Origin of the sequence: Limnohabitans sp. T6-20 (assembly GCF_003063505.1) — a bacterium.
In the GTDB taxonomy this organism is placed as follows: Bacteria; Pseudomonadota; Gammaproteobacteria; order Burkholderiales; family Burkholderiaceae_C; genus Limnohabitans_A.
Window position 1 is genome coordinate 959080 of the sequence record NZ_NERW01000003.1, and the last position, 11148, is coordinate 970227.

The following is an 11148-nucleotide window of genomic DNA, read 5'->3' on the forward strand; positions in this document are numbered from 1 at the left end:
CAGAGGGGCAGCGCATCAAACCGTCACCATCTGGTTGCGAATCGCGTAGCGCGTCAGGTCGGCCACTTTGTGCAAGCCGATCTTGCGCATGATGTTGCGGCGATGCACCTCCACGGTGCTGGGAGCAATCTGCAGATTGCGCGCAATTTCTTTGGACGAATAACCGTCGGCGATCAGGCGCAACACCTGCTCTTCGCGCCCGCCGAGTTGCCCTTTCAAGCTGATGTCCCCGGACCTGGCCTTGCGAACGCTCTCCATCATTTCAGATGCTGCCGCTTGACACAAATACACACGCCCTGCCGCTGCGGCGCGAATCGCCGACATCAACTCATCGATGCTGCTCATCGTTGACACATAGCATTTGGCACCTGCATCCAGTATCTCAATAATAGAATTTCGATCCGAATCAGCAGAAAAAGCCACCATGTTTTTGGCAGGTTGATGGTGCGCAATCTGATGCATCAACGCCATGTCTTTGGAATCGTTGGCCTGCATGCCAATCAACACCACATCGGGATCAACCTGATCACACAGGGCATTGGTCATGGCACCGTTGTCAGAGATGCCCACCAGGTCCATGTCGTGGTGCGTTCGCAAGACTGCGGCAATACCCTCAGAAACCACTTTGTGCTTGGAAGAAAGCAAAACTCGAATTGACATCTTCACGCCTCCAAATTTGGGTCGAAAGACCCGCTCATTACAAAGTCAGACCACTCATTCTTGTTTCACACTCCCTTTCAATCAGCACCACATTCGGCGCTTGTTGAGAAAGTTTAGGCACCAGCAAGCCCGCTGTATGTGCGGCCCCATACATATGAAACAAAAAATGGTTTTCTCTATTGACCCTCACTGAACCAAGGGGCCGACCGATGAACCACTCTGCCCAGGCAAGGGCAACGCCAAGTCGTCCATTTTTTCACTGATGCTGAGCACCTCTTTCAGGTGATCGTGTGCGTTGAAGGAATGGTGCTTGGACAATTTGGCATGGTGCAAAGCCGCCTTGAATGCACCCGCCTCGTGGTGCCTGGCGGCCTCCTTGTTGCGTTGGTACGCATGCAGCAACTCCTCAGAAGCACGCCGGTAGTGATCGCCAATGTGGTCGGCGTAGGCTTTCTCAAGCATTCGGTGTTCTTGGGTCATGTCAGTTCCTGGTCCGGTGACGGTTCAATGGTGGATCTCGATTCGACAAAGCTCTGTGAGTTGCATCACATCAGCCCATGCTCTTGCATGTAACGCTGCAAAGACATGCGCCCTGGGCAGTTGAGTTTTTGGTAAATGTGGTGCAAATGGAGCTTGGCCGTGCCCTCGCTGATGAACAGCTTGGTCGCGATTTTTTTATTGGGCCAGCCCTCCGTCACCATGCGCGCAACGCTCATTTCGCGTGGGGTCAACAGATGCGATGCGTGGGCGTTTTTCTTTTGTTGCTCCAACAAAAGCGACATCGTTTTGACCGTCAGGTCACGGTCAAGCCACTTGCCGCCTTCGTGCACAGACTTGATGCACCGTGTCAAAACCTGCTTGGATTTCTCTTTCGAAACCAAGCCTGCCACATCCAAGTCCAGCGCACGCATGACTTCGCCAATCGGCGCACCGGTAAAAACAACAGGCCGCGTCTGAAGATTTTTTGTTTTGATGTCCTCCAGCAAGGCCAGTCCACTTCGCTGGGTCAATGACAAGTCCATCACCAAGATGTGCGGCCGATGCTGCTCCAAGGCCTGCAAAGCAGCATCGCCCGTTCTCACGCACGACTTGACTGAAAACTCGGGTGAATCTTCAAAGACATGGGTCAAGCCTTCCAGCATCACGGGGTAGGGGTCGGCAAGCACAATATCAATGCACATGGGCATGTCCTTATCAAAATTTATCGCAGGCCAGAGGCACCTTTCAGCAAGGCAAAACTTGGCCTGATCGTTGCACTCAGAATAGAACGCGCTTGCGTGCTTTGTGATCCCCTGAATTGGTGAGGCAAGCTACGTTCAAACCAGTAAGCTCACAAAAACAGGTAGTTCGAATTGCATTTTTTTGCACAGCAAGGAAACGCGCACGCGCGGCTTGGACGACGTGCTCAACGAAACACGGTGTGCTTCAGATGCCGCATGTGGTTGGGCGTGGTGGGCGGTTTGTTGCCCAGGTGCTCACACGCATGACGAAAACGCAGCAAGGTTTTCTGCGCACGGCCCAAAACACTGTCGGGCTCATAGCCCGCAACCCCCAAGGTGCCAAAACACACGCCCGTCAAAAGCACCAACCCCTCACCCGCGGTATCGGCCATGTGGATGTGAAAACGGCCTTCGGCAACGGCCTTCACCACACGCTCATCCAGCATCAAATGCCGCCGGTTGCGGCTGGGCATCAACACCCCTTGCTGGCCATCCAGCCCCAAGCTTTCACAACTTCTGAAGTAGCCCTCGATCTTTTCATTGATACCCCCGACAGGCAACAACTCGCCATGCTGGTTGACCGCCCCTGTCACGGCAATGCCCTGGCGCAGCGGCAAGCCGGACAAACTTGACAACAAGGCATAAAACTCGGCACACGAAGCCGAATCGCCCTCGACCCCGCTGTACTCCTGTTCAAAGACCACGGCCGCATTCATGGCCAAAGGCGCTATGTGGGCAAACAAGGACGACAAATAACTGTGCAAGATCAGCACACCCTTGTCGTGTATCGGCCCCGACATCTCGACCTCTCGCTCAATGTTGAGCAAGCCCTCTTCACCGGCATACGTGCAAGCGGTGACCTTGACCGGAAAACCAAACCGGTAATCGCCCAAATCCACCACCGTTAAACCATTGATCTGTGCCACCCGCTCACCAGAGACACCCAGCAAACGCTCACCCTCCATGAGGGTCTCTTGCAAACGCTGCTCAGGGTAGTTGTGGCGATGCACTCGGGCCTGTCTTGCGGCATGGACGTCACTTGTATCAACCCGTTGACGACCACCCTGCCTGGCCAGCGCAGCGCTTTCAATCACCAAGGCTTCGACCAACGCAAAGATCGCACTTTGGCGGTTCTGGTCATCTGCCTCACGGTGGGTTTCTTCAATCAAGGCCGCCACCGCCGCCGCTGAAAAATGCGGCAAGTTCATCTTGCTGCAGGTATGCCCCACAAAAATGGCCGTGGCGTGGGCTGATTCAGGGGTAGCCACAAAGCTCTCGGCAAAATCGACCTTGCACCGAAAGCGCCTGACGAATTCAGGATCGGTTTCTTGCACGGCGTAATACTCATCGCCCGACGCGATCAAAACAACCTTGACATGGACATTCACCGCCTCGGGCTCCAATGACATCGCGGCCATCGGGGCATACATCATCCCAGGCTCCTCGATCTGCAAGCGGCCATTGCGCATGAAGCGGCGCAATTTTTCCCAGACATGCGGATCGGCCAATAAATCGCGCAAATGCAACATGAGAAAACCCCCATGCGCCTTCAGCAAGCTGCCGGCTCGGATGCGCGAAAAATCTGTCACCAACTCGCCATTGTCCGACCCGTATTCAATGCTGCCGAACAGCATTCTGAACAAAGGGTTGTCCTCCCGAATGACAGGTGCACCTTGCAACGTGTGGTTGTCCACCACCAAGTTGACACGAAACAAGGACAGCACAGCTTCCAAGGCTTCGAGGCGGACCATTTCCTCTTCCCCAGGCTCGAGAAGCGCCACGTTTTCGAGCACGCTGGTCTGTATCTGCTCCAGAAACGCGTTCAGCTTGACCATGTCCTGCACAGGCTGGTTCAGTGCCGACCTGATCAACTGCAACTCATGGTCGAGCATGGGCTTGAGTGTTTGCCTGCGCAAGGCCGACAAGCCTTCATTCTTCACGCGCTCCATGGCCCGCATCTTTTCCAGGTAGCGGCTGATCTCCTCTCTGAGGGAGGCCTCGGCGAGATCGATTTCGGCACGCTGCTCACGACTCATCGCCAAAGCCTTGCCTGCCGTGACCGGCTCACCTTGGTCGTCTTTCAGGGTGAACACCATGTGGCCCTGATCGCGCATCAGAGAAAAACGATGGGCCTCGGCATAGGCGCTGAGTGCCAGATAGCCACGGTCTTCTTCGGTTTTGTAAGAGGCTTCAATCCGCTTGCTTTCAGCCTTGAAGTCATCTTGTCCCAAACGCTTGGGCACCTCGGCCTGCAAACGTTTGGCCAACTGCTGCATCGCCTGGCGCAGCACTCTGCCCTGCCCCGCCTTGAGGTGCAAGGCACGCGGGCGCTCTGGCTCTTCAAAGTTGTGCAAATAACAAAGGTCCGGTGGGACCGGGCACTTTTGCGCATGCGCGTGCATCATCTGACTGAGCAAGGTCGTGCGCCCGCTGCCGACATCGCCCAACACAAACAAGTTGTAATCCGGCTCGGTCATGCCCATGCCAAATTCGGCCGCCTGTTTGGCGCGCTCCTGGCCGATCCAGGGCAGAGGTTCATGCAGCAATTCGGAAGTGTCCGAAAACCCCAAGGTCTGCGGCTCTACCGTTCGGCGCAGCGCGGCAGCATCCAGCTCGACCAGGCGGCTCGTCGTCAGGGCCATGCGTGTGCCCATGTCCATGGGCCTCCATCTGTTGAAAAACCACAAGGCGCATGCGACCACCGCGGCACCTTGCTTTTCAATTTACGCCCGAGCTTTGAATTTTTCCGTGTGCTGCACCACCATCTCCAAATCCGTCAGATCAAATCAAGGGACAATCGCAAGATGCAACCATCAACCCCTGACAACAAGCAAGCGCGCAATCCACTGCATGGCCTGACCCTCGAAGCCATCGTCACCCAATTGGCCGACCATTACGGCTGGGACGACTTGGGCACACGCATCCCGATCCGCTGTTTCACCCATGATCCCAGCGTGGGTTCAAGCCTGAAATTTCTGCGCAAAACCCCCTGGGCCCGCGACAAAGTGGAAAGCCTTTACCTGTTCATGCTGCGCGACCAAAAGCGCCAACAACGGCCTGACAACTGAGCGCTGGTGCGCCAGCCAACAGACGCACATGTCTGTCGCTTTTATGGTGGATGCCTGTCTTTCATCCTCAACCACCATCCAAGCGAGTTCACATGACCCAAGCACCATCCACCCAGGAAAAACTGGCCACTGTTGCCGCAAGCATCACAGGCACATTGCACGACGCAGCACAAGACGCCAAGCCGGTTTTCGAACGCACCGTCGATCGTCTGTCTGACAGCATCAGCGACATGGCCCATCACAGCAGGGATGCAGCCGTGGGTGCCAAAAAACAATTGGCGCAAAAAACACAAGAAGTCACCTCAACGGCAGAGCACTACATCCATTGCGCACCGTTCAAGTCGGTGCTGATCGCCGCAGGTGTGGGCGCAGTGGCAGCCACACTCGTCGGCTGGTTGACACGTTCACGCCCCCACTGATGTCCAAGCTCCTGCTCAAGCTGTTGCTGCTGCCCCCAGACCTGCTCAAAATGCATGCGCATGGCTATGCCGATCTGGCCTCAGAGGAATGGGAGCGGCAGCGCTGCATCTGGAAGACCCGGCTGCTGATGGCAGCCATGGGCACGGTGAGTGGGGTCCTCGGGCTCTTTCTGGCCGGGGTTTCCTTGCTGCTGTGGAGTGCGTTGCCCGTGGTCGACGGGCGCAGTGCATGGGTCATGTGGTTTGTGCCCGTGGCTTTGGGTCTGTTCTCATTGGCGTGTTGGGCATGGGCCAGGCACATCAAGATGCCGCCCCCCTTTGACAAACTCAAAGCACAAATCGCGCTGGACATTCTGGCCTTGCGTCAAAGCCCAAAAGCATGAACGCCCCACTGTCTCCCGAGCAAGGCCTTGAGGTATCGCGTGCGCTGTGCCTTCAGGCCTTGCAGCAACCCGCGTGGCTGTTGCTGGTGCAGCGCATGTGCGCCCAACCCGCTCATGCGGCCACAGGCACACCCAGTGACCCACCCGGGCCGAGCATGGCCGAAACGCTTTTAAACCGCTGCGTAAAAACGTTTCTTGACCAGCTCGACGGCCCCCACATACGCCAAGGTCAAGACGATCATGCCCAACATCAAGGGCCACGGTAAAGGCACAAACCCGAAAACCGCACTGAAGGGCAAATAGGGCAATGCCAGTGCCACGACAAGGACCACCAGCGTACTGACCCACAAGAGCCTGCCGGGTCGGCTTTGGTAAAACGGGCGGCGAGTACGCACCACCAGTGCAATGACCAACTCGGTCATGAGCGACTCAATGAACCAGCCTGTTTGAAACTCCGGGGCAGCGGCTTTGAAAATCCACAACAAAGCCCCAAAGGTCAAGAAATCGAACACCGAACTGAGCAAACCAAAAACCACCATGTAATTGCGAATGAACCGGGTATTCCAGTGGCGGGGCCTGACCACCCATTCGGGGTCCACACGATCCCCCGCAATGGCCGCGGCAGGAATGTCCGATAAAAAGTTGTTGAGCAAAATCTGGGAAGCCAGCAGGGGCAAGAAGGGCAGAAAAACAGACGCCACCGCCATGCTGACCATGTTGCCAAAATTGGCACTGATGGTGGTCAAGATGTATTTCAGGGTGTTGGCAAATGTCACCCGCCCCTCGTCAATGCCCTGGCTCAAGATGCCCAAGTCCTTGCGCAGCAACACAAAGTCTGCGGCATCCTTGGCCACATCCACGGCCGTATCGACCGAGATGCCCACATCGGCCGCATGCAGTGCCAATGCATCGTTGATGCCATCGCCCATGTAACCCACCACATGACCTGTTTTTTGCAAGGCCAGAATGATGCGTTCTTTCTGGTTCGGGTCGACTTCGGCAAATACGACCGTGTGTTTCGCGGCATGCATGAGCGCGTCATCGGCCATGTCATTGAGTTCTCGACCCGTCAAGACATGGCCTTCAGAGAGACCCACCACCTGAGCCAAGTGTTTGGCCACCTGCCGGTTGTCACCGGTGATGACCTTGAGCTGAACACCCCGCTGCGCCATGTCCTGCAAGGTCTGGCGCACATCGGTTTTAGGTGGGTCCATGAACAACAAGAACCCATCAAAATTGAGCCCCTTTTCATCCTCGCGCACATAGGGTGTGGTGCGTTCGCCGATCGGTCGAGAAGCCACACCCAAAACGCGATACCCCTGTGCACTCCACGCGTCGAACAAGGCTGCCAAACGGGCACGCTGGTCACCGTCTAACGGGGTGCGCCCTTCCCCTTGCGTGACGCACAAAGACAGCACTTTCTCCAAGGCCCCTTTGGTGATCAAGGTGCAGTTGCCGGGTCCGTCAAGCACCACCACCGACAAACACTTGCGTACAAAGTCATAGGGGATTTCATCCACCTTGGTGACCGCTGTCATGGCCATCTGGGCATTGCGCACCGCCACGCCGATGGCATCGTCCAAGGCATTGGACAAACCCGACTGGCATTGTGCGTTGATTCCCGCAAGACGCAGCACCTTGACGGAGGCCTGGCCCTGAGTGTCCAACGCGCCATCAAGTGCCACCACGCCAGCGGTCAAGGTGCCTGTTTTATCGGTGCACAACACATCCATGGCCCCCAGATTTTCAATCGCATTCAGACGGCGCACGATCACCCCCAACTTGGCCATGCGGCTGGCACCGTGCGACAAAGTGATGCTGACAATCGCAGGCAACAATTCGGGGGTCAACCCCACCGCCAAGGCCAGTGCAAACAACAAAGAATCAATGGGGGGTTTGTTCAAAAACACATTGATCGCCAAAACAAGCACGACCATCACCAGCATGACCCGGGTCAACAAATACCCAAAGCGGTGAACGCCCCGCTCAAAATCGGTCATGGGCGGACGCAAAACCAACTTGAGTGAGATGGCACCGAACACACTGGCCTTGCCTGTTTGCACCACCAAGGCATGCGCCGTTCCGCTGCTGACACTGGTGCCCATGAACACGCAGTTGCTGCGTTCACTCAAACTGGCGGATTCAGCCACCACGCCCGGCTTCTTTTCGACCGGAAAGGTCTCCCCCGTGAGCACCGCCTGGTTGATGAAAAAATCTTTCGATTCCAAAACCACGCCATCGGCCGGTATCAAGCTGCCGGCAGACAACACCACGACATCGCCAGGCACCACGCTTTCAGAGGGGATCGTTTGGAGCCGCCCGTCCCGCAGCACCTGAGAGTGGATCTTGACTTTGGCACGCAAACGCTTGATCGCATTGCTGGCCACGTATTCCTGCGTGAACCCGAGCAAGGTACTGCCGAGCACGATGGCCAACACAACACCCGCATCCACCCATTCGGCGGCAACCATCGAAATGCCCGAAGCCACCATCAAAATCAGCACCAGCGGATTCTTGAACTGGCTGATCAGCAAGCCCCAAAACGTGGCCCCCTGGGTGGCGTCGAGCACGTTGCCGCCCCAACGCAGGAGTCTGACTCGGGCTGTTTTTTGCGTGAGACCCTCCGCCCTGGAGGCCATCTCCTGCGTCAAATCCTGGGCAGTCCGACTCCAGTAGGCCCCCATATCAGGCTGAGACGCCGCGTCGGATGGGGTGACATTTCTGAAATGGACCTTGAAGGGGGACACGACTGCTCCTTGACGCCTTTCATTCGTGAGCGGATCTGCTGAATGAGGCGTATCCGATCATGCGCATCTCTGGCGGCGGGTCACATGACTTGGGTCAAGTTTCGAGCAAGGGCTTTTCGGGCTGACACGATTCAGTCGGTGCGGAGCATCGTTCCCCGACATTTTTTGGCGCCGCAACGGCAGGCATAACGGGCCTTGAGCGCTTCGGTCAGCGGTTCGTCACTGAACAGACTGTAGTCAAACGTCAACTCTTCGCCCCGGAAAACCGGTCTGCGTGTTTGGATGAAAATGCGGCCCTTCACCACATCGGGCACGCAATTGGGACGGCACGAATGGTTGATCCATTTGGAGTCGTTACCGCCATACAGCGCATCGATCACACGACCATCGTCCAGATGAAAATAAAACGTATGGTCGGGGTTGTTGGCGTCGTGCGGATGGCGACGAATCGCCTCGGCCATGGTGATGACCTCGCCCACGTATTCAATGACCCTCTCGCCTGCGGCCATGTGCCGCGTGGCGAACACGCCTTTGCCGTGAACGCCCGAAGACTCCACCGCCCAACAAGCGTCGGGGCGTGACATCACAAAGCCCCCTGCACCAGCGAACCGGCCTGCCCGTAGGGCAAGACATCCACATCGGTTCTTGCTTGCCGAAGATCACCGCCATAAACCAGGTGCTGACTTTTCACACGCTCGCCGAGCAGGGCACTGACGGTGCGCAGATTTTTAAACAGCGGTGCCGCCACGGTTTGTGACGCCTTGATTTCGATCAGCTGAACGCCATCGGCATGCTCCAGCAACAGATCGACCTCGAGACCATTGCTGTCTCTGAAGAAATACAAAGGATCACGCAAGCCTTGGTTGCGCAAAGACTTCATCACCTCCAGCACCACCAGGTTCTCAAACAAAGCGCCGCGCAAAGGATGGTGCTGCAACTGCTCGACGGTCTTGATGCCCAGAAGCCAACAGGCCAGCCCCACATCGTAAAAATAAACCTTGGGGCTTTTGACCAATCGCTTGCCAATGTTCACGCTCCAGGGTGCCAGGCTGAACACCAAAAATGACGCCTCCAGCAGGCTCAACCACTGCGTGATGGTGTTGCTGCTGACCCCCACTTCGTTACCCAAGCTGGTCTGGTTCAACAGTTGCCCCGTGCGCCCGGCCAACAAACGCACGCACTGGCCAAACTCGCGCAGATGCCTGAGGTTGATGAGTTGGCGCACGTCACGCTCCACATAGGTGGCAAAGTAATCCGACAGCATGACCTCGGGCGGCAAGTCTTGTGCATGAATGCGCGGATAGCCACCTTGCAGCATCATTCGATTCACATCATCGGGGCCAACGGTTACGCCATCGCCGACTGCTGCCAACTCTGACAAGCTCAGAGGCAGCAATTCCAGCACGGCGGTTCGCCCCGCCAAGGATTGCGTGACTTGTGCACTGACTTGCAATTGGTGACTGCCCGTCAACACAAAACGACCTTTTCGTGGATCGGCATCGGTCAGCACCTGAAGCCACGACAACAGCGTAGGTACGTTGTGGATTTCGTCCAGCACCGCGCCATCAGGGTATTGCGCCAAAAAGGCTTTGGGGTCCTGCTGCGCAAAATCCCGCACATCGGGCTGTTCCAGATTGACATATGGCTTGTCTGGAAACGCCATGCGGCAGAGCGTCGTTTTGCCCGATTGGCGCGGCCCGAGCACGGTCACCACGGGGTAAAGCGTGGCCCGCTGAAGCAACACGGTATGCGCTTGCCGATCAATTGTTTTCATGCAGAATTTAACTTTAAGTTATTTTTTGCATGAATTTAAGCTATTCAGACGGTGATGTCAATCACTCCACAGTAACCAACTGGTTCCGTTCGGGGGTATTCTTTGGGAGGCGTTTCCTCCCCCTTCTCTCGACGCCTGAAAGCTGTACTTTTGTTTGCTTTTTTCCACGCTTCAAAGTGTATCCTTTTCGCTTATTTGCGGGGTCATTCCAATTCACCCTCGGATTTTGTAGCCACCTTCTCTTCCAATTTCTGCTCAAGAATCTTTAGCCTTCGTTCAAGGTCATCAATTTCACTGCTGTGCCAGCTGATATTCTGAAAGTTTGATCGCAAGACCAAACCGATAAAAACGATTGCAACAAAGAAGATTATTTCCATTGCGTTTTCCTTGGTCTGTTAATTATTTCTCGTGAACCTTGTTCGGACTTGTGGAGCAATGACCCGTTGAAGTGGAACCACACCAAACGCATTTGTTACCACCGTGACCGTGGCGGTGCTTACCGAAGGGGCTGGTTGAGCAATGACCATAACTGCTAGAACCGCAGAACTCGCACTTCTTTTCGTCTTCGATGTGTTCGTGCTTCTTGCTCGGACTGGTTGAGCAGTGGCCGAAGGAAGTGGAGTTGCAGTAGCGACATTTGCTCATAGCTGTTAGTCCAAGAAAAAGTCTTCATCGATCTTGTTTACTTTGAACGTATGGGCAGTTCGTGTGCCGACTTGGTGCTCAATCATCAGCTCAACCAATCTACGACTGTTGACGCCGACCGAAAACTGACCATCTAAACCTAGTAGTGCCGACTCAAAATTGACCAGGGTGTTCAACTGGCCTGCTGAAATATTCAGCAGGAGAGCAAGAAGGTGATCACCATGGAAATGAT

At 55.7% G+C, this 11148-nt stretch carries 11 protein-coding genes and 1 pseudogene; 3 read left to right on the plus strand and 9 right to left on the minus strand.

Translation table 11 applies throughout. The features are described 5' to 3' along the window. Window positions 1-15: 15 nt before the first annotated feature. The 4 genes from B9Z33_RS15320 to B9Z33_RS15335 all read right to left on the minus strand — a co-directional run bounded on the left by B9Z33_RS15320 (window position 16) and on the right by B9Z33_RS15335 (window position 4534). The gene (locus tag B9Z33_RS15320) at window positions 16-660 is read right to left on the minus strand and encodes a response regulator transcription factor (protein WP_199220366.1); all 645 of its coding nucleotides are present in this window, start codon (window positions 658-660) and stop codon (window positions 16-18) included. A gap of 186 nt (window positions 661-846) precedes the next feature. Continuing rightward, window positions 847-1140 (minus strand): hypothetical protein, encoded by a 294-nt coding sequence (locus B9Z33_RS15325; RefSeq protein WP_108287831.1) that lies wholly within the window; start codon window positions 1138-1140, stop codon window positions 847-849. Between the two features lie 65 nt (window positions 1141-1205). Continuing rightward, the gene (locus B9Z33_RS15330) at window positions 1206-1841 is read right to left on the minus strand and encodes a response regulator transcription factor (RefSeq protein ID WP_108287942.1); all 636 of its coding nucleotides are present in this window, start codon (window positions 1839-1841) and stop codon (window positions 1206-1208) included. Between the two features lie 224 nt (window positions 1842-2065). Next, window positions 2066-4534, minus strand: a complete 2469-nt coding sequence (locus tag B9Z33_RS15335) for a Lon protease family protein (protein WP_233252857.1) — start codon at window positions 4532-4534, stop codon at window positions 2066-2068. Window positions 4535-4684: 150 nt separating this feature from the next. Between B9Z33_RS15335 and B9Z33_RS15340 the strand changes: the two genes are divergently transcribed. The 3 genes from B9Z33_RS15340 to B9Z33_RS15350 all read left to right on the plus strand — a co-directional run bounded on the left by B9Z33_RS15340 (window position 4685) and on the right by B9Z33_RS15350 (window position 5750). Beyond that, complete coding sequence (locus tag B9Z33_RS15340) at window positions 4685-4948, plus strand: VF530 family DNA-binding protein (protein WP_108287943.1); 264 nt, start codon at window positions 4685-4687, stop codon at window positions 4946-4948. Between the two features lie 92 nt (window positions 4949-5040). After that, complete coding sequence (locus tag B9Z33_RS15345) at window positions 5041-5367, plus strand: DUF883 family protein (RefSeq protein ID WP_158270228.1); 327 nt, start codon at window positions 5041-5043, stop codon at window positions 5365-5367. Then, window positions 5367-5750 (plus strand): hypothetical protein, encoded by a 384-nt coding sequence (locus B9Z33_RS15350; protein ID WP_108287834.1) that lies wholly within the window; start codon window positions 5367-5369, stop codon window positions 5748-5750. The genes B9Z33_RS15345 and B9Z33_RS15350 overlap by 1 nt, the downstream gene beginning before the upstream one ends. Before the next feature lie 170 nt (window positions 5751-5920). Here B9Z33_RS15350 and mgtA read toward each other — a convergent pair whose 3' ends face one another. The 5 genes and pseudogenes from mgtA to B9Z33_RS15770 form a co-directional block, all read right to left on the minus strand. Continuing rightward, window positions 5921-8434, minus strand: a complete 2514-nt coding sequence (gene mgtA / locus B9Z33_RS15355) for a magnesium-translocating P-type ATPase (RefSeq protein ID WP_108287835.1) — start codon at window positions 8432-8434, stop codon at window positions 5921-5923. Window positions 8435-8628: 194 nt separating this feature from the next. After that, on the minus strand, window positions 8629-9081 hold the full coding sequence (locus tag B9Z33_RS15360; protein ID WP_108287836.1) for an SET domain-containing protein: 453 nt from the start codon (window positions 9079-9081) through the stop codon (window positions 8629-8631). Next, complete coding sequence (locus B9Z33_RS15365) at window positions 9081-10271, minus strand: ATP-binding protein (RefSeq protein ID WP_108287837.1); 1191 nt, start codon at window positions 10269-10271, stop codon at window positions 9081-9083. Before B9Z33_RS15365 ends, B9Z33_RS15360 begins: the two co-directional genes overlap by 1 nt. Window positions 10272-10474: 203 nt before the next feature. Continuing rightward, complete coding sequence (locus B9Z33_RS15565; RefSeq protein WP_158270229.1) at window positions 10475-10648, minus strand: hypothetical protein; 174 nt, start codon at window positions 10646-10648, stop codon at window positions 10475-10477. 273 nt (window positions 10649-10921) lie between these two features. Beyond that, a pseudogene (locus B9Z33_RS15770) lies at window positions 10922-11148 on the minus strand (hypothetical protein); the annotation flags it as partial.